At 73.9% G+C, this 23,217-nt stretch carries 14 protein-coding genes; 4 read left to right on the top strand and 10 right to left on the bottom strand.

The genetic code is table 11. The features are described 5' to 3' along the window. Window positions 1–48: 48 nt before the first annotated feature. Entirely contained in the window at window positions 49–1,608 is a 1,560-nt protein-coding gene (locus HCK04_RS19950) for an amino acid adenylation domain-containing protein (RefSeq protein ID WP_142648892.1), read from the bottom strand. A gap of 52 nt (window positions 1,609–1,660) precedes the next feature. Next, window positions 1,661–1,924: an acyl carrier protein gene (locus tag HCK04_RS43680; RefSeq protein ID WP_168066087.1), complete on the bottom strand. Its 264-nt coding sequence runs from the start codon at window positions 1,922–1,924 to the stop codon at window positions 1,661–1,663. A gap of 208 nt (window positions 1,925–2,132) precedes the next feature. Between HCK04_RS43680 and HCK04_RS19940 the strand changes: the two genes are divergently transcribed. Next, a complete protein-coding gene (locus HCK04_RS19940; protein WP_142648890.1) occupies window positions 2,133–4,172 on the top strand; it encodes an alpha/beta hydrolase in 2,040 nt (679 codons plus the stop codon). Window positions 4,173–4,260: 88 nt separating this feature from the next. Next, on the top strand, window positions 4,261–5,010 hold the full coding sequence (locus HCK04_RS19935; protein ID WP_142648889.1) for a class I SAM-dependent methyltransferase: 750 nt from the start codon (window positions 4,261–4,263) through the stop codon (window positions 5,008–5,010). Between the two features lie 254 nt (window positions 5,011–5,264). Here the strand turns inward: HCK04_RS19935 and HCK04_RS19930 are convergent, their stop codons facing one another. Further along, a complete protein-coding gene (locus HCK04_RS19930) occupies window positions 5,265–5,981 on the bottom strand; it encodes a PIG-L deacetylase family protein (protein WP_142648888.1) in 717 nt (238 codons plus the stop codon). Between the two features lie 203 nt (window positions 5,982–6,184). On the opposite strand from HCK04_RS19930, the gene HCK04_RS19925 reads away from it, so the two are divergent. Together HCK04_RS19925 and HCK04_RS19920 are read left to right on the top strand one after the other, a co-directional pair. Continuing rightward, window positions 6,185–6,592: a DUF3224 domain-containing protein gene (locus HCK04_RS19925; protein ID WP_168066085.1), complete on the top strand. Its 408-nt coding sequence runs from the start codon at window positions 6,185–6,187 to the stop codon at window positions 6,590–6,592. A gap of 157 nt (window positions 6,593–6,749) precedes the next feature. Beyond that, entirely contained in the window at window positions 6,750–7,118 is a 369-nt protein-coding gene (locus HCK04_RS19920) for a VOC family protein (protein ID WP_142648886.1), read from the top strand. A gap of 64 nt (window positions 7,119–7,182) precedes the next feature. Here the strand turns inward: HCK04_RS19920 and HCK04_RS19915 are convergent, their stop codons facing one another. The 7 genes from HCK04_RS19915 to HCK04_RS19885 form a co-directional block, all read right to left on the bottom strand. After that, the gene (locus HCK04_RS19915) at window positions 7,183–8,106 is read right to left on the bottom strand and encodes a DUF6039 family protein (protein WP_142648885.1); all 924 of its coding nucleotides are present in this window, start codon (window positions 8,104–8,106) and stop codon (window positions 7,183–7,185) included. Window positions 8,107–8,109: 3 nt separating this feature from the next. Then, window positions 8,110–10,437: an ACP S-malonyltransferase gene (gene fabD, locus HCK04_RS19910; RefSeq protein ID WP_142648884.1), complete on the bottom strand. Its 2,328-nt coding sequence runs from the start codon at window positions 10,435–10,437 to the stop codon at window positions 8,110–8,112. A gap of 87 nt (window positions 10,438–10,524) precedes the next feature. Continuing rightward, the gene (locus HCK04_RS19905) at window positions 10,525–11,424 is read right to left on the bottom strand and encodes a DUF6039 family protein (RefSeq protein ID WP_142648883.1); all 900 of its coding nucleotides are present in this window, start codon (window positions 11,422–11,424) and stop codon (window positions 10,525–10,527) included. Window positions 11,425–11,664: 240 nt separating this feature from the next. After that, on the bottom strand, window positions 11,665–13,338 hold the full coding sequence (locus HCK04_RS19900) for an MDR family MFS transporter (protein WP_142648882.1): 1,674 nt from the start codon (window positions 13,336–13,338) through the stop codon (window positions 11,665–11,667). A 115-nt stretch (window positions 13,339–13,453) separates the two neighbouring features. Further along, on the bottom strand, window positions 13,454–20,341 hold the full coding sequence (locus HCK04_RS41280; protein ID WP_205830474.1) for a beta-ketoacyl synthase N-terminal-like domain-containing protein: 6,888 nt from the start codon (window positions 20,339–20,341) through the stop codon (window positions 13,454–13,456). 41 nt (window positions 20,342–20,382) lie between these two features. Continuing rightward, window positions 20,383–22,260: an ACP S-malonyltransferase gene (fabD, locus tag HCK04_RS19890; protein WP_142648881.1), complete on the bottom strand. Its 1,878-nt coding sequence runs from the start codon at window positions 22,258–22,260 to the stop codon at window positions 20,383–20,385. Beyond that, window positions 22,257–23,069 (bottom strand): enoyl-CoA hydratase-related protein, encoded by an 813-nt coding sequence (locus HCK04_RS19885; protein ID WP_142648880.1) that lies wholly within the window; start codon window positions 23,067–23,069, stop codon window positions 22,257–22,259. The genes fabD (HCK04_RS19890) and HCK04_RS19885 overlap by 4 nt, the downstream gene beginning before the upstream one ends. Window positions 23,070–23,217 lie beyond the last annotated feature (148 nt).

Genomic DNA, 23,217 nt, shown 5'->3' with positions numbered 1-23,217 from the left:
CGCGTGACGTCGCGGGGATGGTAAGAACGGGTCCGGCGGCGGCTCAGCTCAAGATTGAGCGCCCAGGCGGCGCAGAGCCCGCTCGCGCAGCGCCACCCGGTCGGCCTTGCCGTTGCGGCTCAGCGGCATCTCGTCCAGCGGCCACAGGTGCCGCGGCAGCATGTACGGCGGCAGCCGGTCGGCCAGCCGCGCGGCGAGCGCGGCCGTGTCGGCGCCTCCACCGGCCACGAACGCGACCAGGACCTTCCCGGTCTCGTCGTCCAGCGCGAACACCAGCGGCTCGCAGCCGGGCGCGGCCTCGCGCAGCGCGTGCTCGACCTCCGCCAGCTCGACCCGGTAGCCGTGGATCTTCACCTGGGAGTCGTCCCGGCCCAGGTGCACCAGCCCCGCCTTGTCGTCGAGCCGGACCCGGTCGCCGGTGCGATACCACGTCCTGCCGTCGGCCTGGTGGAACCGGCCCGCGTCGTTGGCCGGGTCGAGGTAGCCGCGGAACATCTGCGGGCCGGTCATGCACAGCTCGCCGGTCCGCTGGCCGGGCTCGGCGTCCTGGCCGAGCATCAGGAAGTCCATGCCGTCGTTGGGGTAGCCGATCGGCACGGTCTCGCCCTCCCAGTCGAGCGGCTCGCCCGCGGGCCAGCGGTAGGCCGTGCAGGCGATCGTCAGCTCGGTCGGGCCGTAGATGTTGTCGAGGGCGGCGTCCGGGGCGGCCGCCCGCATCGCCCGTGCGGTCTCGACCGGCAGCGGCTCTCCGCAGAAGACCGCGTAGCGCAGCCCGGCGAGCGACCCGGGCGCGAGCGCGTCCCTGGCCCGCACCGCGTTGACCAGGCTGGGGGTGGCATGCCAGACGGTCAGGCCGTACGACCGGACGTACCGGGCCGGGTCGAGGGCCTGCAGCCGGGTCAGGGCGCACAAGCAGGCCCCGCTGCCCCAGGCCATGAAGATGTCGAACATCGCCAGGTCGAAGGTGAGGTCGTACACCTGACTGAAGCGGTCGCCGGGGCCGACGTCGTAGCGCGGCAGCGACGCCCGCAGGAACGCGCTCACGTTGCGGTGCGCGATCGGCACCCCCTTGGGCCGCCCTGTGGACCCCGAGGTGAACAGCACGTACGCGACGTCCTGCGGCGTGCGGCCCGACGGCGGCCGGAAGGAGTCCGCGTCGTCGTCGCCGGGCACCCGCACGGGCACTCCGGCCGGCGCTCCGGTGTCGGCGTCAACGGCGTCGGAGGCCAGGACGACGCGGACGCCGGCCGCCTCGGCCACGCGCGCCGCCTGCGCGGCCCCACCGGCGTCCACGACCAGGGAGTCCACGCCGGCGGCGCGGGCGATCTCCGCGTTGCGCTCGGCCGGCGCCTCCAAGCCGAGCGGCACGGCCGCGGCTCCGGCGTACAGGGCGGCCAGCAGGCCGATGTACGCCTCGACGCTCTTGTTCGCGAGCAGCCCCACGCGGCGCGGCGCCCGCCCGCCCTCGGTCAGCGCGGCGGCCCAGGCGCGGGCCCGCCGGTCCACCTCCGCGTACGAGAGGGTCACGGCGTGCACCCGCAGAGCCGGGCCGCCGGGATCGCGGGCCAGCCCGTCGAGGAACCATTCGTCCAGCAGCCGCTCCGTCATCAGTCCTCCTGAAGCTCGAACCGCACCGCAACCGGCGGCCCCGCGACCGGAGTCAGGGCCGGCCCGACGTCGCGCGCAGCCGGGTCAGCAGCGCCCACGCGCTCCCCGGCGTCCGGAAGTTGGCGGGCACCAGCTCCTCGTCGGGGAACGTCACCCCGTACGCGTCCTCCAGCGCCGCGATGAGCCCCACGGTCGCCACCGAGTTCAGGCCGAAGGCCGCCATCACAAGGTCGGGTGCGAGCGGGGCGCCCTCCGGCAGCGTGGGAAGGTACGGCCGCAGGACGCTCTCGAACGTCTCGTCCCAGTGGTCGGTCACCGTTCGGTCCGCCTTTCGCACTCGATCGACGTCGCGCCTATGACGGCGGCGCGCCATGCGAGCGTGCGGTGTGGCGGCCCGCACGCGGTCCGGGCGCCTGGGGGGCGCAGGCCCGCCGCGTACCGCCGGATGCTAGGCAGGCGCGCCGGGCCGATGCCGCTCAAAGTTGAGCAGACGGCCGCGGGCCGGTCTGGCGACGATCGAAAGCATGGCTCGTGACGTGCTGCTCGGCGGTTCGTCCGCCCTCCTCGCCGCCCGGCTCGCCGACCGTCTCCTGGCCCGCGGCGCCGGCCGGGTGACGATCGTCACTCCTCCCGGACGGCCGCCCGCCGCCACGGGCGGCGCGGCTTCCGCGGACGACCGGCCGCGCGATCCGCGGCTGCTGGTCGTGGACGCCGGGCCGACCGGCGACCTGCCCGAGGATGTGCGGGCCGACGTCGTCTGGCTCCTCACGGGGGACGCCGGGCCGGTTCCCGGCCGCGACGCCCGTGCGGACGCGGCGCTGGCCCGGAGCGTCGTCGCTCGCCTGCCCGTGCTCGGCGCGGCCGGGATCGTCCACGTGACCGCCGACGAGCTGTGCCGTCCCCTCGGCACGTCCGCCAGGCCGGTGGACGCCATCGTCGCCTGTGTGCACACCACGGTGGAGGAGGAGGTCGCCACCGCCTGCGCGGAGCACGGGATCGGCCACCGGCTGGTGCGCACGGTCTCCCCCGTCGGCGCGCTGTCGCCCGCAGGCACGGAGTCCGGCCCCGACGCGGTCGCGACGGCCGGGGTCGTGCCGCCGGGCGTCCGGCCGGGCGAGCCCGTGCCCGCCGGGCTGCACCGGTTCCTGGCCGCCCTGCGCTCTGTCGTCGACGAGGTCACCGCCCGTGCGCCGGACTACTTCGGCACCCGGCCCCTGCGGTGCCTGGTCCCCCCGGAGTCCGTCGTACGGCTGACGCCGATGGACGAGGTCACGCGCGTGCTGGTCGAGCTGGTGGACGATCCGGCGACGGCGGGCGGCCGGTTCCGCCTGGCCGCCTCCGGCGTCGTGCCCGTGGACGGCCTGCTCCAGCGGATCGGCGACGTCTACGGGGTGCGGCTGCTGCCGGTCCAGGACCCCGCCGAGCTGGATCCGATCGACCGGCTGCTACACGACCGGCTCACCGGGTTCCTGGCCGAGCCGTCGCCCTGGACCGGCTACCGGGAGACGACGACGGGACCGCGCGAGTGGGCGCCGCCCGCTCAGCGGGCGCTGCTGCGCCGGGTGCGCCGAGCCCAGGAGGCGGCCGAAGAGGCGGCCCGCGACCGTCAGGAGAGGGTGCCCGAACGGCTCGTGCGCACCACCATCGACGTCGCCGGACGGCCGCTGACCTACCACCTGGCGGTGCCCCCCGCCGTGCCGGGACCCGGAGGAACTCCGGCCGGAGGGGGACTCGGAGCCGAGCCGGTCGTCCTGCTCAACGCCCTGGGCCAGAGCCCGGCCTTCTGGCACCCCCTGATCGACCGGCTGTCGGCCCGGCGGCGCGTCCTGGTCGTGGACCCTCGCGGGCCCGAGGACGACGGCCCTGCGTCCGTGCCCGGTCTCAACGAGCACGCCGACGACCTGGAGGCCGTGCTCAAGAACGAGAGCGTCGAGCGCTGCCACCTCGTGGGCTGGTGCACCGGGCCCAAGCAGGCCGTCCGGTTCGCGGTGCGCCGCCCCGACGTGGTCGCCTCGATGGTGTTCCTCAACGGCTCGTTCCGGGCCGAGGGGGGCCACGACGGTCTCGACACCCCGTACGAGCGGAACCTCGACTACCTGTGCCGGACACTCGTGCGACGGCCGGAACAGGCGGGGCGGTTGCTGCGCCTGTTCGGGGGCGAGGACCCACCCGCCTCCCGCCCCGATGAGGTGCTCGCCCTGACCAGCGACGCGTTGCGGGAGGAGGTCCGTGCGCCGTTCCTTTCGGCCCAGGCCCTGGTGCCCTACGCCTTTCAGATGCTCGCCTTCTGGGGCGACGACGTGTCGGCCGAGGCCGGGCAGGTCCGCGTCCCGGTCCTGGCCGTCGGCGCCGAGCACGACCGGATCGTCTCCACGCCGCGGCTGCGCGCCGCGGCGGCGCGTTTCCCCTCGGGACGCTTCGTCGAGCTCCGCGGCGCGACGCACCAGTGCCTGTACGACCGCGCCGACGTGCTGGCCGGGTTGATCGAGGAGTTCGTGGCCGATCCCGCGGCGATGACCTGCGCTGACGCGACAGCCGGCCTGGCGGGTGAGGTGGACCGGTGACCGTACGCAGGGCGCCGGCGAGCCCGGCGACCGGTTCGAGACGGTTCGACGCGGTTGGAAGTGGTTCGAGACCGAGGAGGAACGCCCCATGACGCAGGCGATGTCGTTCGACCGCGTCGCCGACAGCTACGACGAGATGCGCGGCGGCCTCGAGCGGGGCCGCCAGTCGGCGGCGTGCCTGGCCCCGCACCTGGTGGCCGGCACGACCCTGGAGGTCGGCGTCGGCACCGGCGTGGTCGCGGCAGGACTGCGCGAGCTGGGACATCCCGTGATCGGGGTGGACATCTCCGCGCCGATGCTGCGCCGCGCACACGAGCGGCTCGCCGGCCGGGTGGCGCGGGCGGACGCCAGGGCGCTCCCCCTGCCCCGGGGTGCGGTGGCGAACGTCGTGTTCGTCCACGTCCTGCACCTGGTCGGGGACATGGCCGCCGCCGTGGCCGAGGCGGCCCGCGTGCTGCGACCCGGAGGGCGGCTCGCCGCCGTGCACGGCAGCCCCGTCGCCGACCCGGACGAACTGGTGGAGGCCCTCGACCGGCTGGCGCCACTGCAGCCGCCGCGGCCGGACACCCCGGAGGGGCTCGTGTCCGCCGGTGAGGCGGTGGGCCTGCGGCCGGTGGAGCAGCACTTCGCCGCCGAGTACGAGAAGGCCACCTCGCCCGCGGAAATGGCCGAGAGCATCGAGCGGCGGGTGCCGCCGTACCTGTGGCACGTGCCCGGCGACGTCTGGCGGGACGTGGTCGTCCCGGTCGTCACCGGCCTGCGTGCGCTCCCCGACCCCGAGCGGCCGCGGGTGCAGACCTGGCGCTCGATGTGCACGGTCTTGGAGAAGCACGGCTGAGGCCGCCGAGACAAGCCGCATAAGCCGGAGCTGCGCGGGAGCGGGACTCCACACGCCGTTCCGGGCGGCCCTTTCGACTTCCAGTGCCCTTTCGGCTTTCGCGGCCGCCTCCCGGGCCGCGGCCCAAGCAACAGCCGCGGTCCCTGCCCGGCCGGTGACGAACCGGCCGCGGCTCCAGCCCGGCCGTGAGGAAGCGGCCCCGGCCCGGGCGGACTCAGCCGCGGGCCGGGGCGGGAGGGCGGACGCCGCCGGGCTCAGCGAGGGATGAGCTCGAAGGCGATCGCGAGCCGGCCGCCGAACCGCTCGCCCGTCTGGCGGGCCATCGCGGTCAGCGGGCCGCGCACGTCCCTGACCGGCGGCCGCAGGCCCGCCAGGTAGGCGCGGTGCGCCTCCAGGGAGGCCACGGCCTTGTCGATGGAGTCGGTGACGTCCACGGCGTGGGTCGGATGCGGCGAGTTGGCGATGGCCACGTGCCGCACGCCCTCCCAGGGCTCCAGGCCGAGGTCGCGGAAGATCCAGCGGTTGCCCGCGTCGCCCACGGCGTCGAGCAGGGCCCGCCCGGTGTTGCGGTGGTCCGGCGGGTTCCACCGGCCGCTGAGGAACCGCTCGTGGTGGTTGAAGCCGATGACCAGCTCGGGCCGGTGCCGCCTGATCTCCTCGGCGATCCGCCGGCGCAGCGGCAGGCCGTACTCGATGACGCCGTCGGCGTGGTCGAGGAAGGTCACCTGTTCCACGCCCACGATCGACGCGCTCTCGCGCTGCTCGGCCTCCCGTACGGCGGCCGCCTCCTCGGGCGGCATCCCGTCGATCCCGGCCTCGCCGCGGGTGAGCAGCAGGTAGCTCACGGACTTCCCGGCGGCGGTCCAGCTCGCGACGGCTCCGGCGGCGCCGAACTCGATGTCGTCCGGATGGGCCACTACCGCTAGTGCCGTGCTCCAATCGTCGGGCATAGGCTGCAGTTCGTCGCTCATATCATTTAAATTAGCACGTGAAGCCATTCTCAATAAAGGCCGGAAGCCGCTTTTATAACGCGCCGAAAATGCTCAATCCTGAGCAGACGAACCCTCTTCCATCAGGCATGATCCTACGGAACAGCATTGTTTCGTTCCGCAGAACAGTGCCGTCGTTCCGCACCCGAGAAATTCAGCGAAATTCGAGACGCGGGAGGTTTCCGATGGGAAAGACCGCCACCGGGACGATGAAATGGGAGCCGTGGCAGCCGCAGCCGTACGCCGTGCAGGACAGCGGCCCAGTCCTGTCGCGGGGCACCGTCGTCAACCACTACACCGGCGACCTGGTGGCCACCGGCGCACTGGAGTGCCTGGTCCTCACCGAGGCGGACGGCACCAGCCCGTTCCAGGGCCTTGAACGGGTGACCGGCAGCCTCGACGGCCGCCAGGGCAGCTTCGTCTTCCGGCTCGACGGCGTCGTCCGGCCGGGCACAGCCGAGGCCACCCTGACCGTGGTGCCGGGTTCCGGCACCGGCGACCTCAAGGGGCTGCGCGGCGAGGCCCGCTACACGAGCGGCAACGTGGGTCCGGACGGTCACGCGGAATTCACCTTCGAGTACGAGCTCGACTGATCGGCTGCGTACCATCGGAAATCGCGGCGCCGTCTGACGGCCGGTGAAATCGCCGTCATGCGACGCCACCGCGCAGCATATGTCCGTCTGCGCCTCCGGAACGGGCCCGTCCGGCTCGTCCGGAGGCGTAGCAGGCCAGAACGAAGGGAGCTTCACCATGTCAGCCATCGGCACTCTCGCCGCGGTTTCGCTCGACTGCCAGGATCCCGCCGCGCTGGCGGACTTCTATCGCCAGGTCACGGGCTGGGAGGTGGTGTTCAGCAGCGAGAACTTCACCTACCTCGCCGGGAGCGACGGAGGCGTGCGCCTGAGCTTCCAGCGGGTGCCGGACCACCCACGGCCCAGCTGGCCCGACTCGGCCAAGCAGTTCCACCTCGACTTCAGCGTGCCCGACCTGGACAAGGCGGAGCAGCAGCTGCTCGAGCTGGGCGCGACCAAGCCCGACTTCCAGCCGGGCGGCGACAAGTGGCGGGTGCTCCTCGACCCCGCGGGACACCCGTTCTGCATCACCACGTACACGGGCTGAACCTCGTTCTCCCGGAACCGGAAGGGGCCACGGCGGCGACGCCGTGGCCCCTTCCGGTTCCGCCTCAGCCCCAGTGCTGCGGGGTGAGCAGGACGTCCCGCGTGGTGCCCTGGACAATGATCTTGTCCCAGGCGCCGCCGCCCTTGTCCATCGAGATCCAGTCCTGGATGAACGAGGCGCGCGGGGCGTCGGGGTCGGTGCGCGCGTCGAGGCCCATCAGCAGGTACATCACGTCCAGCGAGCGCATGTGGATGAGGAAGTGCGCGCGGTCCATCCGGCCGAACGCCTCCTCGTACAGGAAGACCGTGGCCAGGCCGTCCATGTTGAGGTTCATGTTCTCGGCCACGGTCCGCGCGAACACGCGCGCCTCGGCGCGGTAGCGGTAGTCGAAGTCGACCGTACGGCGCATGACGACGCCCGCTGTGGCCGAGTTGAGCGTCTTGTCCGCCGGCATCGCGGTCTGCTCCTGCGCCGGCCGTACGTCGAACCGGGGCAGGCCGCCCTCCCCGGGGACGATGGGGCTCATCGCGGAGTCTGCGGCCATCGCCTCGGTGGCGGTGCCGAAGATGCCCCACCGGTGCGGGAGCATGACGGTCTCGCGCACGCTGCCCGCCTCGAACAGCTCGTCCCAGACGTCGGCCTCGTGCGCGCCGAAGACGCCACCGCGGATGTCGCCGCCCGGGCCGCCCATCGCCAGCAGTGTGCCGTAGTCGGCGTACGACGTGAAGTGCAGCAGCCAGTGAAGCCGGTTCCTGACGCCGAAGGTCTCCTCGTAGACGAAGGCCGTGGCCGTCCCCGCGTGCTTGGCGTTGATGTGCTCGGCGATCTCGCGGGCTGCTTTCCTGGCGGCGCCACCCCGCCCACCGCGGATCTGCGCCACCCTCTCGACGATCACGCCCGCGTTCCCCGAGTGCAGGACGCGGTCCGGGGACTGCGAGGTCTGGTGCAGCGCCGGCGGCACGGTCGTCTGTGTGGTGCTGTTCGACACCGTCTACTCCTTCATGGACGTGGGATCTGCGGGGATGCGGCCGTCGAGGCATCGGGCGGCGCCGGTCATGAGCCGCTCGGCGATGACGTCGACGTGCCGGTCGCGCCAGTCCTCCAGCTCGCTGCCGCGGACGAACCGGTTGAACGCGCCCATCGCCGGGCCGCAGTGGATCTGGTAGTTGGCGCGCTCGGCCGGGTCTCCGGCGAGGGCGAGCCGGTTGGAGTGGGCGAAATACCACTTGAAGACCAGCACCATCCGGTGGCGCGGGTCACGCTCGGCCTTCTCGACCACGTGGGGCCGCCCGCCGGACAGGTAGTGGTCGCGGGTCTCCCGCCACACCTCCTCGACGGAACGGCGGAAGAAGGTGCGCTCGATGCTCGCCAGCGTGGCCGGGTCGATCTCCTCCAGCGACCGGTGGCGCTGGTAGAGCTGGTGCAGCTTGGTCGCGCGGGCGGCGAACAGCGTCCCCTTCCGCACGACCTGCACCCGCGCCCCCAGCTCGAACATGTCGCCCGAGGGCGCATACGCCGTGTCCTGCACGTCGAGCCCGGCCAGCAGGTCCTTGACGGCCTCGGAGGTGCCGGCCTCGGGCGAGCACTGGTTCACCGACCCCGTCAGCACGAAGTCGGCCCCGAGGACGAAGGCGGCGGCCACCGCCTCCGGCGCGCCGAGGCCGCCCGAGGCGCCGAGCAGGATCGGGGTGCGATAGCCGTACCGGTCCGTGAGCTCGTCACGCAGCCGGCGCATGGCGGGGACCAGCGTGAGCGCCACACCCGCGTCGGTGTGCCCGCCGGAGTCCGCCTCGACGCAGACCTCGCCGCCGACCGGCAGCTCCCGCGCCACCTCGGCCTCCGCGGGGGTGAGCCCGCCCTCCCGCACCAGCCGGTCGAGCAGCGCCTGCGGCGGCGGGCTCATGAACGCGGTGGCCACCTCCGGGCGTGACACCTTCGCCAGCACCCGCCGTACGGCGACCGGCCTGCCCTGGGCGTCCCGGTGGGCGCCGCTGAAGCGGAAGCGCACCAACGGGGCCGTGACTCCGAGGTACGCCGCGGCCTCGACGAAGCGCACGTCGTGCTTGAGATACAGGGTGACCGTGCGCTCCTCCCTTGCGGGGTCGTCGAGGTCGTTGAGGAGGTTCATGCCGAACGGAACTTCGGAGCCGAGCCGGCGCCGGATGTCGAGCAGCGCCTGCTCGGTGCGCTCCAGGGACAGCCCCCCAGCACCGAAGAAGCCCATCAGACCCGAGCGGCCCATGCGTACGACCAGGTCGGCGGAGGAGATCCCCTTGTACATCGAGCCGGCGAGGTAGGCGTAGCGCAGCCCGTACTCGCGACGGAACCGGGCGGAGCCCAGCTTCTCGGCCGCCGACGCGAGCCGCGCGTCCGCCTCGGCGGCCGAGGCCGTAGGAGCCGGGTTCGCATGAGCCGGCGTCATGGGGGCGGCCGGCGTCACGGGAGCCGGGGCCTGAGGGACCGGAGTCACGGTGGCCGGGGTGCGGCAGGCCGACCGCCACAGGCCCGTGAGCACCGTGCCCGGGCCGACCTCGGCGATCTCGCGGACGCCCCGGTGGAACAGGTAGCTCATGCTGTCCCACCAGCGGACCGGACTGGCGATCTGCCGGGCAAGCAGGTCCGCCACCCCGTCCCGCGGGTACGGCCGGGCGGTGACGTTGGCCACGACCGGCACCCGAGGAGGCGCGAACTCCACCTCGCGTAGGAACGCCGCAAACTCCTCGGCCGCCGGTCGCATGTGCCGCGAGTGGAAGGCGGCGCTGACGTTGAGCGGCACGCAGCGGGCGCCGCCCGCCCGTTCGACGGCCTCGACGGCCCGGGCCATGCCCTCCGGGGCTCCGGACAGGACCACCTGGTCGGCGGAGTTGTGGTTGGCGACGTCGACGTCCGCGACGCCTGCCTCCTCCAGCAGCGCCGCCACGGTCGCGGCGGGCAGGCCGAGCACGGCCGTCATGACCCCGCCGTCGGCCCGGCCCATCAGCTCGCCCCTGCGCCGGACCAGCCGTACGCCGGTGGCCAGGTCGAAGCAGCCGGCGGCGAACAGCGCGTCGAACTCCCCCAGGCTGTGCCCGGCGTAGAAGTCGGGTTCCGGCTCCTCCCGCAGCCGGGCCAGGTGGGTCAGCGCGTTGACGACGAACAGCGCCGGCTGGGCGTACTGCGTCTGCCGGAGCCGTCCGTCGGGGTCCTTCAGGCACAGGTCGCGGATCGAGTAGCCCAGGATCGCGTCGACCTCGGCGCACAGGCCGGGGAAGAGGTCGAAGAGCCCCTCCCCCATGCCCTTGCGCTGCGACCCCTGGCCCGGGAAGAGCCACGCGCGCATGATCAGCCTTTTCCTCCTCCGCCGGGTGCCGGCGGGCGCGGCGCGCCCGTCCGGAGCCCGGACTGGTCCGCTGTCACCGGGGAGCCGTCATCGGGGAAGCTGGTAGGGCACCAGAAGCGTGTCGTGCAGCGTGCCGTCCACGAAGGCCCTGGCCCAGGTGCCGCCGCCGCGGTGGGGCGCGATGAAGTCCTTCTCCAGGATCCGGCGGAAGTCGGGGTCGTGGTCGTCGAGGTGCATCAGCGTCAGGTAGTCCTCGAACGACCGCAGGTGGATCAGCCAGTGCAGCTGGTCCATCACGCCGAAGGTCTCCTCGTACAGGTACGACGTGACCCGGCCGGGCAGGACCTTGTTGACGTGGTTCTGCCAGGCGAAGGCGAAGTAGCGAGCCTCCTTGCGGAACTCGTGCTTGGCCTGGCCGACCCGGTGCAGGACGAGCTCGGCGTTGGCCGAGTTGAGCTGCTCCGACAGCGGCTGGGAGCTCTGCTTCCAGGCCGGGTCGACCCACAGGTCGCTCGGGACGTCCTCCTCGTTCTCGTGGTGGGCGCCGTGCTGGGGCACCAGGATCTTCTCCTGCATCGTGCCCTCGACGATCAGGCGGCCCCACGCGCCGACGCCGTCGTCGTCCTTGACCCGGTCGGACTCGAGAAGGTCGATCATGGTCTCGTCGTGGTCGACCATCTCCAGGCTGATGCCGTAGTCGTTGGGCGACTTCCAGTGGATGAGCCAGTGGAGGCGGTCCTGCGTGCCGAACGCCTCCTCGTAGCAGAAGAAGGAGGCCCCGTTGAGGTCGGAGTCGTTCATGTGACGGACGACCTCGGAGAAGAACTGGCGGCCCTCGGCCCGGTGGCTGTACTTGAGCTGGGCGTTGCGGGCGATGATGAAGCCCGAGTTGCCCGAGTGCAGCACCTTGTCGGCGGGGACGGAGGTCTGGTGCTGGGCCGGCCTGATCCGGCCCGCGTCGAGGGTGGACACCGCCGTGTCTGACATTGCGCGATCCCTTCTCGAAGATCGGCGCGCGCCTGACGGATCTGCCCGCCGAGCGCGTGCGCCGCGTTCGGAGGAGACGATGGGGAACTGCGGCAGACGCTACTTGGCCGGTCAGAGCGTGTCTGCGCAATGTTGCGCAAGGAAAGGGGGCCCGATCGTCGATCGGGCCCCCTGAGATGCGACGGGTCATCCGAAGGCGATGGCTCGGCCGGAAGGCGGCCTCGCCGGGAAGGCAGCGGCTCAGCGCGGGCTGTTCGCACGGCCGCCCTGCTCGGCGCCTGCCTGTTCCCGGCCGTCGCCGTTCGGCGTCGTCCCCCCGCGGGGCTGCTCGTGCCCCTGGGGCCGCTCCGGCCGCTCGGGCTGCTTGTCGCCCGCCGCCTGCTGGGTGCCGTCGGCCGGCTGGGGCATCTGCCGGGGCGGCACCTCGCGGAGGAAGAGCGACACGACCAGCGCGAGCGCGACCACGGGCACGGCGACGAGGAAGACGTCGTCCAGAGCCTGCGCGAACGCGGCGAGCACGTGTCCCTTCAGGGGCTCGGCCAGCCGCTGGATGGCCTGCACGTCGTCGGCCGCGACGCGCACGCCACCCGCCTCGTCGGCGAGATGGCGGGCCAGGCCGGAGCTGAAGACCGCGCCGAGCACCGCCGTGCCGACGGCCGCGCCCATCCGCTGGAAGAAGTTGGCCGCGCCGGTGGCCGCCCCCAGGTCGCGCATCTCGACGGCGTTCTGCACGGCGGTCAGGACGGGCTGCATGGTCAGGCCGGTGCCCGCGCCGAACACGAACGAGAGCACGGCCACCCACCAGTACGCCGTGTCCACGGCGAGGCGCGACAGCGGCAACATCGCCAGCACCAGCAGCACGGAACCGAGCATGGGGAAGATCTTGTAGCGGCCGGTACGGGTGATGAGGTTGCCGGAGACGGCGGTGGCGATGATGATTCCGAACATCGCCGGCAGCATCGCCAGGCCGGCCGTCGTGGGCGACATGCCGGACACGACCTGCAGATATACCGGCAGGAACACGATGCCGCTGAACATCGCGGCGCCGGCGAGGAACCCGAACACGTTCGCCACTCGGAAGACCGGGTTGCCGAACAGCCGCAGCGGGATCACGGGCTCGGCCGCACGCCGCTCGACCACGACGAACAGCACCGCGGCGACGGCGAAGACGGCCGGCAGGGCGAGCGACCCAGGGGCGGCCCAGCCGTACTCCTCACCGGCCCAGTCGAGGTAGAGCAGCAGCGCCGTGACACCGGCGACGATCAGCGCGGCGCCGAGGTAGTCGACGTGGTGTTCCCTGCGGGTCACCGGCAGCCGGAGGACGGCCGCGACGACCGCCAGCGAGACGAGGCCGACCGGTACGTTCACCCAGAAGATCCAGCGCCACCCCGGCCCGTCGGCCAGCCAGCCGCCGAGCAGCGGCCCGCCGAGGCTGGCCAGGGCGAAGACCCCGGCGAAGTACCCCTGGTAGCGGCCCCGCTCGCGGGGCGGCACGACGTCGCCGATGACGGTCAGCGCCAGCGCGAACAGCCCGCCTCCGCCCAGGCCCTGCAAGGCCCGGAACGCGATGAGCTGCCCGACGTCCTGCGCCAGGCCGCACAGCGCCGAGGCGAGCAGGAACAACCCGATCGCGGCCATGAACGTCGACCGCCTGCCGTACAGGTCGGAGATCTTGCCCCACAGCGGGGTCACCACCATCGATGTGACGAGGTAGGCGGTGACCACCCACGAGAGCATGTCCATGCCGCCCAGGTCGCTCACGATCCGGGGCAGCGCGGTGCTCACCACGGTCTGGTCGAGCGCGGACAGCAGCATGCCGGCCATCACGCCGGCCACCGCCAGCCGGACATGCGCGGCGGACAGGGCGGGGGGCGCCTGCCCGGCGGGGGGTGCGCCGCTGGCTGTGGTGCTCATCGATTCCTCCCGTCTGATAGGGAACGTGGTCCGCGGACTGCGCCCGCCGCCCCGGGCCGGCCCTCCGCTCACTCGCGAGGACCTCTCGGGACAGGCCGCCGTGCGGACCTCGGTCCTACTCGGTGAAGGAGAGCTCGAGCAGCGACGCGACGAGCCCGTCCTCATTCTGACTGGTGTCCTCACTGCCCGCAGTCCCGGTGGTTCGACCTGTCGCCGTCACCGTGGGATCGGCCTCCCGGCCGAGCCACAGCCGCTTGCGCCGGAACACCGGCGCGGGCAGCGGCTCGCGGGGCGCCGGAGCCCCCTCGCGCAACCGCGGGTCGAGCTGGGCGGCGACCAGATGGGCGTTGGTGCCGCCGAGCCCGAACGAGCTGAGTCCTGCCACCCGCATCCGCTCCCCCGGCGCCCAGGTGCGCAGCCGGGTGTTCGGGAAGAACGGCGAGGCGTCGAAGTCGAAGCGCGGGTTGGGGGTCTCGCAGAACAGCGTGGGCGGGATCTGGCCGTGCTCGACGGCGAGCACCACCTTGATGAGCCCGGCCGCACCCGCCGCGCTCAGCAGGTGGCCGACGTTCGACTTGACGCTGCCGATCGCGCACCAGCCGGTCCGGTCGCTGGTCTCGCGGTACACGTCGGTCAGCGCGCGCAGCTCGATCGGGTCGCCGATGAGGGTCCCGGTGCCGTGCGCCTCGACCATGCCGATCTCGTCGGCCCGCCGGTTCGCCGCCGCCAGCGCCTTCCTGATGACGTCGGCCTGGGCCGCCGGGTTCGGCGTGGTGATACCCATCGTGTGGCCGTCGTTGTTCACGGCCACGGCCTCGATGACCGCGTGGACGCGGTCACCGTCCGCGAGCGCGGCGGCCAGCGGCTTGAGCAGCACCGCCCCGCACCCCTCGCCCGGCACGAAGCCGTCGGCCCGCTCGTCGAAGGTGGCGCAGCGGCCCGACGGAGAGATGGCGCGGGCGGCGCTGAACTCCAGGTAGGGTTGCTCGTCGAGCAGCACCTCGACACCGCCGGCCACGGCGACCTCGGCGTCGCCGGCGAGCAGGGCTCGGCACGCGAGCTGCACGCTGACCAGCGAGGACGAGCAGGCGCTGTCGACGACCAGATTGGGCCCGCGGAAGTCGAAGTGGTGGGCGACGTGGGCCGCGATGAAGTTCTGGTCCGACTGCAGCACCGCGGGGCGCAGCCCGGCCCGCCTGCCGTAGGAGGAGATCCGTCCGCCGACGAACACGCCGACGTCCCGCCCCCACAGCTCGGCCCCGGTGTAGCCGGCGTCGGCCAGGCAGGTCGCGGTGGCCTCCAGGAACAGCCGGATGCCGGGGTCGAGGCAGGTCGCCTCCTCGTCGCCCATGCCGAAGTAGGCCGCGTCGAAGTCCTCGATCCCGTCGAGGAAGCCGCCCCATCTGCTCAGCGACCTGCCCAGCGCGGGAACCGGGCTGTACAGCCGCCGATGGTCCCACCGGGACACCGGCACCTCGGCCACCGAGCAGCGTCCCGACAGCAGGTTGGCCCAGTAGGTCTCCACGTCGGGCGCGCCGGGGAAGCGGCAGGCCATGCCGATCACCGCGATCTTGCCGGCCGTCGCGTCGTCCCTCCCCGCGTCGGCGGACGGCACGGCCCGTTCCATCACGGTCACGGGACCGGCGGCCGGCATCGAGCCGGAGCCGGGTTCCGCAAGCGCGCCCGGAACGGGTTCCTGAGGCGAGGCGAGGCCGGGTTCCCCAAGCGCGCCGGGTTCCGGGACCGCACCAGAGCCGGATTCCGAGTCCGCATCGGGACCGGGTTCCGGGGCGAACCGGGCGAGGTAGGCGGCGAGGCGTTCCAGCGTGGAGTGGTCCAGCAGGACGGACGGCTCCAGCCTGCGGCCCAGGTGCTCCTCGATCTGCTGGAGCAGCTCGCCCAGCATCACCGACTCGACGCCCAGCTCGGCGAAGTCGACGGTGGGATCGAGGTCCCCGGCCGGGAGCCCCACGTTGCGCGCGAAGAGCTCCACCAGCCACGCGGGTGGGCGGCCGCCGGTCGCGTCCGCGCTCACCGGCTGCCGCGCCACGCTCGGCACGGACGGCACGGGCGGGGCGGCGGCCGCGCCGATGAGGCCGGCGCCCGCGCCGCTGGGGACGTCGCCGGTGAGGGCGGAGCCCCCCTCCCGGACGTCCCAGGGAGCGGCGGAAGCCGTACCGGTCAGCAGCAGGGCGCCGGGATCGGGCGCGACGTCGCGCAACGGCGGACACGGCAGCACCGAGGCGCCGCCCGGCAGGGCGTCGGCGGGCAGGGCCAGCACGCGCTCCAGCACGCGCAGCCCCTCCGCGTCGCCGAGACTGCCGAGCCCCACCGGCTCGCAGACGTTGGGACCGCCGCGTCCCGACCCGCTCTCGTGCCACATGGGCCAGTTGACCGAGCGGAACGCACCCTGGCCCTGACGGGCCTTGCTGCTCACGAAGAAGTCCATGAAGGCGTTGGCGGCGGCGTAGTCCGCCACTCCGGCGGCGAGCCGGGGCACCGCCGCGCACACCGAGGAGAACGTGAGGAAGAACGCGGGCCGGTCGGCCTCGCAGACCTCGGCCAGCGCCTCCAGGCCGTCGGCCTTCGGTTCCAGCACGGCCCGCATCTCGACCGCGCCCTTGTGCGCGAAGACCGGGGTGCCCCGGCCGACCCGCCCCGCGCAGTGGACGACGCCCGCCACCGGGCCCCACGCACCGCGGACCGATCGCAGGAACGCGGCGAGCCCGTCCCGGTCGGACAGCTTCCCGGTGTGCGCCCGGACCTCGGCGCCGAGGCGCTCCAGCTCGCGCACCGTCGCGACTGCGGCGGCCGCGGGCTCGGTCAGCGACGGGTCGTCCCACCGCTCCCTCGGCGGCAGGGAGCGCGCGCCCACCAGCGCGATCCGGCGGGCGCCGCGTTCGACCAGGTGGCGAGCCATCCGGGCGCCGATGCCCCGGGTCGCCCCGCTCAGCACGTACGGCGCGTCCGCCGCGAGCCGCAACGGCACGTGCGGCGCCTCGACCGGCACGAGCCGGGGCTCGTGACGCCGTCCCGCGCGGTGGCAGACCTCGCCGTACCGGCCGGGATCGCCCCACTCCTCCAGCACCTGCCGGGCGACCTCGGCCGCCTGTGCGGCGGGCACGTCAGTGTCGAGCACCGTCGCCCGGACCTTGCCGTACTCCACGCCGAGCACGCGGACGAATCCGGCCATGCGGGCCCCGGCGAGCGTGGCGGGAGCGCCTGGCGCGCCGAGCAGCCCCCGGGTGACGTGGACGACCCGTAGACCGGCGGCGTGCCGGTAGGACACGAGTTGCTGCAACATGGCCAGTCTGGCCTGCCACCGTCCCGGCCCCGCCGGGGCGTCGAGGTCGCACAGGTCCACCCATCCGGACAGGTCGGGATGCCGGGCCAGCAGCACGCCGACGGCCTCGACCGCGCCCGCCTCGTCGTCGTAGGAGAGCACGCCGACGTCGCCGGGAACAGTGCCCGTTCCGTTGTGGCCGGAGTCGCGGTGAGCGCGGGCGGCGCCTTCGCGGACCAGCAGCACCCGTCCCAGGCCCGCGGCGCGGGCCAGCTCGCGCGCCACGTTCTCGGTCCTGTCATCGAAGACGCACAGCAGCGGCCCCTCGCCGGACGCGGGGAGGGGTGCGGCGCCGGCGGGCACCCACTCCTTCCGGTAGAGCGGGATCTCCCGGCCCGTGCGAGGCCCCTCGCCCGTCTCCCGCCCGTACGGCGTGCCCGGCGTCTGACGGACGTCGGTGGAGGCGGCGACCGGCGTCACGGCGTCGGGCTCGAACGGCCGCTCGGGCAGCCAGCAGCGCATCCGGGCGAAGGGATACGACGGCAGGGCGATGACGCGCGGTGAGAAGCGCCCGGCGTCCCGTCCGGCCTGCTCGGGCTGGGAGGTGCCGGAGTGCCGGACGCGGAGCTCGTGCAGGCGCGGCCAGTCCACCCGGCCGCCGCCCACCCAGTGGGCGGCGATCTCCCGCAGCTCGTCCTCGCCGGGGGCGTACGCCGGACCGTACGCGGCATCGGAGGCGGCATAGGAGGCGGAGTGCGGCCCCGCGAGCGGAGCGTGCCCGGCGTCGGGGGCCGGGACGCGCGGGAGCACGGGTCCCGGCTCCTGCCCCGGGCCGGGGGTGCGGCCCCGCAGCACGCCCGGCGGTTCCTCCCCGGCGGCGACGCGCGCCAGGAGACCGGCCGCCTCCCGGAGGTCCGCCGTGACCAGGGCGAGCCGTTCGCGCAGCGGCTCTCGGCCGGCCTGCAGCGTGTAGGCGACGTCGGCCAGATCGTGGCGGTCGCCCGCGCCGCGGAGCCAGGCCGCCATGCGACCCGCCAGCCGCCGCAGGGCGTCCGGGTCCTGCCCCGACAGCACCAGCGCCTGCGGGCGTCCGGCCGGCCGCCCGTTCGCGAAGCGGGGCCGCTGGGGCATGTCCGCGTACTCCTCCAGGACGACATGGGCGATCGTCCCTCCGGCGCCGAAGGAGCTGACGCCGGCCCGGCGCGGCAACGGACGGCCGTACCCGTCCTCACACTTCGGCCAGGGCGCTGTCTCACGCTGCACCCGGAACGGCACGCGGTCCCAGGCGATCTTCGGATTGAGCTCCTCGGCGTGCAGGGACGGCGCGAATGTGCGATGCCGCATCTGGAGCACGACCTTCGTCAGGCCGGCGATGCCCGCGGCGGCCTCCACATGACCGATCGACGACTTGACCGAGCCGATCGCGACGGCGCCGGGGGGAAGGCCGGCGTCGCCGAAGGCCCGCATGAGCCCGTCGATCTCGATGGGATCGCCCAGCGCCGTTCCGGCTCCGTGCGCCTCCAGATAACCGATGGTCGCCGGGTCGACTCCCGCGTCCCGCAGCGCGTCGCGCACCATCTCGCCCTGCGCCGCGGGGTTGGGCACGATCCAGCCGTTGGTCCTGCCCATGTGGACGACGGAGCTGCCGCGGATCACCGCGTGCACGCGGTCGCCGTCCTCCAGCGCGTGGCGCAGCGGCTTCAACACGACGACGCCGACGCCCTCCGACGGAACGAACCCGTCACCGCCCCGCCCGAAGCTGCGGCAGCGCAGGTCGGAGGCGGTCAGCTTCATGCGGCGCTGCTGGATGAACTTGTTCGGGTGCAGGGACAGGTTGACCGCGCCCGCGATCGCCATCTCGGCCTCGCCCCGGCGCAGCGCCTGCACGGCCAGGTGGACGGCGACCAGCGAGGACGAGCACATCGTGTCGACGGTCATGCTGGGCCCGCGCAGGTCGAAGTGGAACGAGACCCGGTTGGCGATCCCGCCGATGGCCGACCCCGAGTCCTGGGGGTTGCCGCGCAGGGTCTGCTCGACGCCGAAGAAGGGGTACTCGTTGTACATCGAGCCCGCGTACACCGCCACCCGGGAGCCGTGCCGCTCGCGCAGCCGCCGCCGGGGGTAACCGGCGTCCTCCAGTGCCTCCCAGGTCACTTCGAGGAACAGCCGCTCCTGCGGGTCCATGAGGGCGGCGTCCCTGGGTGTGATGTTGAACAGCAGCGGGTCGAACATGTCGACCTCGTCCAGGAAACCGCCCCACATGATGTCGGCGGGCCAGCCGGGGCGACGCCGCGCGGCCGGCAGCGGTCCGACGCAGTCACGCCCGGAGACCAGGTTCTCCCAGAACCGGTCGAGGTCGGGGGCGTGCGGATACCGTCCGGCGATGCCGACGATGGCGATCGCCCGGTCGTCCTCGTCGCGCTCGCCCTCCTCGCGCCGGTCGTCGCGCGCCACGAGCGCTCCCTGTCGGTCCCGCGCATCCCCGGCATCCCGCTTCCGCGCATCCCCGCCCTGCGCCTCCCGGAGCCGCCACACCCGGTCCTCTGCCGCTCGGTCCTCTGCCGCCCAGTCCGCCGTGTCCGGCTCGGCCGGCCCGGTGTCGCCTTGGGCGTTCTCGTGTCCCCTCCCAGGGGCGGACGCCGTACGGGCCGCCTCGTCCGCGAGCCAGGGGCCTTCGAGGCCGAGGAGCGCTCCCGCCACCCCGGCGAGGTCGCGGTGCTCGAAGAAGAGCGTCGGGGAGACCTCGCCCAGGTCACGCGCCAGCGCGTCGTTCAGCCGGGCCACGATGTACGACGTGAGCCCGTAGTGCTCCAGCGGCACATAGGCGTGCAGCTGGTCCACGGCGATGCCGGAGACCTCGGCATACCGCGCCTTGAGGTAGTCCTCCACCTGGGCGCGCAGGAGGGGGTCGTCCGCCGGGGCGCTGCCGGGGTCGGCCCCGCCCCGGTAATCCGCCCGGCCCCAGGAATCGGCCCCGCTGACGGGAGGGGCCACACCGCCGGAGGTAGCACCGGAGGGAGCGGAGGCGGGCCCGTCCCCGGCGACGGCCTGGGCGGTCTCCGCCCGCGACCGGTCGGAGAAGGGTCCGTCGAAGGGATATGTGGGCAGCGGGACGCGAGCGCCCGGCACCGGCCAGCAGTCCTCCCACGCAACGTCGTGCCCGGCCAGCCACGCCGACGCGGCCTCCGTCTCGGAGAGCACTCCCTCGTCGGCCCCCGGCGTGGCCTGGCCCGCCTTCGCGGTCGCCGTCCCGGCGCCTGACGCCCCCGCAGGATCGCGGCCCGCCGGAGCCGTGCACGTCCCGGGAGCACCCGCCGCCAGAGCCGCGGACCTGCCGGGGGCGCCCGGCGGCGGGGCCACCGCCGTTCTCAGGGCGGGGTGGTCGCGACCGGCCGCCATGGCGTCCAGGGCCTCGGTCAGGGTCTCCAGGTCGGCGCAGCGCACCGCCAGCCGATGGGACATCGCCACCCGGCCCGTCTGCAGGGTGAACGCCACGTCCGCCGGCGAGGGGGCCATGCCGGCGGCGCGCGCCGCGACCAGATGGTCCCGCAGCCGCCGGGCGTAGCGGCTGAGGTGTTCCTCGCTCGCGGCCGACAGCACCACGACGTGCGTGCGGGGTTCGGGCCGCGCCGCCCGGCCATGCTCCGGGTCCGCGGCCCAGGAGGCTCCCCGGCCGGTGGCCCAGGGGTCCACGAGCCGTTCGGGCTCTGTCCGGTTCATCTCGCCTCACAGATGCGTCGACGGTCGGTCTACGGATGTGGTCACGTGCCGGCCGGAACCGGCCGGGCGCCGGGAAGCACCAATGTCGTCAGGCGCCGGCCGAGCAGGTCGGCCGCGGCCTCCATGAGCCGCGCCGCCTGCACGTGCGCTGTCCCCACGTGCGCTGTGCCCACGTGCGCCGCCTCCGCCTGGCCGCCCACGGCGAGGAACGGCGAACGAGCCGATGCGCGGCCGTCCGCGCCACCGGGGGCCGCGACCACGAAGTCGGCGCCGAGCACGAACGCGGCGGCGACCGCCTCGGGCGTCGCGCACACCACCCCGACCCGGATGTGGTGTCCGCAGGCGGCCACCGCCTCGTCGCGGCGGCGCAGCGCCTCGGGCAGCCGGACCTCCAGCCCCGGGCCATCGGACGAGCAGTCGAGGCAGACGTCCTCACTCACGGGCAGACCCCGGGCCACCTCCACCTCGGCGGGCGTGAGCGCCCCCCGGGCCGACAGCTCGGCCAGGAGCGGCTCCGCCGGGGGCCGCATCAACCGTTCCACCAGGTCGGGCGCCGCCACCCGCACGACGAGCCGGTTGGGCGCGACGGGCAGACCGGCGGCGTCACGGTAGGCCCCGGCGAAGCGGAAGCGCACCAGCTCGGGTGGCGCCTGGGTCAGGTGTCCGAGGGTCACGTGCAGGAAGCGCACGCCATAACGCAGGAACAGGCCCACGCGCCCCTGGTCCACCTCGTCGCCGCCCGCCACACGGCGGCCGTCCAGGGCGACACCGTACGGCGCGGCGGGACCCAGGTCGCGACGCAGGCGCTGAACGGCCCGCTCGACGTCGCCGGCGGGCAGCCCGTCCACGCCGAGGAAGGCGAGCACGCCGCGCCGGGCCGTCCTGGTCACCTCGTCGGCCGAGCCCGCCGCGCTCGCGTTCTCCAGCGCCGCGCATGCCAGGCGCGTCCCGTAGTCCCTCCTGAACGTCGCCGCGCCGAGGCGCTCCGTCCGGACGCGGTACGGCTCCCCGCCGGGGGCACGGCCGATGGACACGCCACCGGCCGGCCCGGCGGAATCGGACGCGGACGGGATGAGGTGTTTTTCGGCCTTGCGCCACAGTTTGGTGAGCACCTGACCGGGGCCGATCTCGCGGACGTCGCGCACGCCCCGCTCGGCCAGGTAAACCATGGTGTCCCACCACCGCACCGGGCTGCGCACCTGCCGCGCGAGCAGGTCGGGCAGGGTCTCCGGCCGGTGCGGGCGGGCGGTCACGTTCGAGATGACCGGCACGCGCGGCGGGGCGAAGTCCACCGTGCCCAGATAGTCGGCGAACGCCGCGGCGGGGAACGCCATGTACCGCGAGTGCGCGGCGATGCTCACGTTGAGCAACACGCACTTGCCGGCCCCCGCCCCGCGCAGGACGGCGGCGAGCGCGCGCACCGAGTCCTCCGGGCCCGACAGCACGACCTGGTCGGGCGAGTTGTGGTTGGCGAGGTCGACGTCGGTCGCGCCCTCCTCGGCCAGCACCTCGCGCAACCGCTCGATCGGCATCCCGACGACGGCGAGCATGCCGCCGCCCCGGGCGCGGGCCATCAGCTCGCCGCGCCGCCGCACGATCCGCAGGCCGGTCTCGAAGTCGAAGCATCCGGCGGCGTGTAGCGCGGCTAGCTCGCCGAGGCTGTGCCCCGCGAGGTACGCGGGGGCGGGCCCCTCCTCCAGCGCCGCCCGATGGGCGAGCGCGGCCACGGCGAACAGCGCCGGCTGGACATAGCGCGTGTCGTGCTGGAGCCTCTCCTCGTCTCCCGCGCACAGACGGCGCAGGGAGACCCCGATGATCTCGTCGGCCCGGGCGACCATGTCCGGATAGCGGTCGAGCAGCCCGGCGCCCATGCCCTGGCGCTGCGCCCCCTGTCCCGGGAAGATCCAGGCGACGCTCATGTGCCCCTCCTTCCGTCCGCGTCCGCGAGCGGGCGTGTCCCACCCCCCGCGCCGGTCTCCCACGGCATCCGCTGATGCAGGGTGAAGGCGGCGATCCGGTCCCGTACGGCCGGAGCCGCCATCAGGCGGGCGAACTCGGCGGCCGCGACGCGGCCGGCCTCCTCGGTCACGGGCCAGAGCAGGCCGAAGTATCGTTTGGCCTCCCCGATCGCCTCGGTAGCCACCTTGGTCACCCGGAACTCCAGGCGGCCGAGCGCGGCGGCCGGGTCGTCGCACACCTCGTCGACCAGCCGGTCGCGGTGCGCCTCCGCCGCGGGCACGGGCCTCGTGGTCAGCGTCATCGCGTACGCCGGCTGGAAGCCGGTGCGCCGCACCAGGAACGGCAGGACCGCGCACGGCAGCAGCCCCCACAGCGCCTCCGGCAGGCTGAACGTGCTGCGGGGCGTGGCCAGCACGAGATCGCAGGCCGCCGCCAGCCCGACCCCGCCCCCGGCGGCCTGGCCGTCGACCTCCGCCACCACGACCCGGGGTGTCGTGCTGATCCTCCGCAGGAGGGCGTGGAAGTCCGCCACGCCGCCGTCGCCCTCGGGCGCGTCCACCGCCTCGGCGAGGTCCATGCCCGTGCAGAACACGCCCGGGCGGCCCGCGAGCACGACGATCCGGCAGTCCGGCCGGCGTTCGGCCTCGTCCAGGGCGTGCCGGATCTCGGCGATCGTGCGGGCGTCGAGACCGTTGCGCCGGTCCGGCCGGTCGAGGGTCACCCGCATCGTGTCGGGGGACGCCTCGACGCGAATGCCCCGATAATCCATGGTCATCTCCAACGGCGGTGAGGGCGACGATCCGGTTCTACCGGCGGCCGGAGGCGGCGTCTGCTCACCATTGAGCAGGCCGCGTCCCCGCTTCCGGGGGACGATTGCGGCGACGCGTCCCCCAGGGCGGGGAACGGGGAGACACGGA

It is taken from the genome of Microbispora sp. CL1-1, assembly GCF_012034195.1.
GTDB lineage: Bacteria > Actinomycetota > Actinomycetes > Streptosporangiales > Streptosporangiaceae > Microbispora.
Note: the sequence above shows the minus strand (reverse complement) of the source record. Positions and strands in the feature narration are given on the sequence as shown.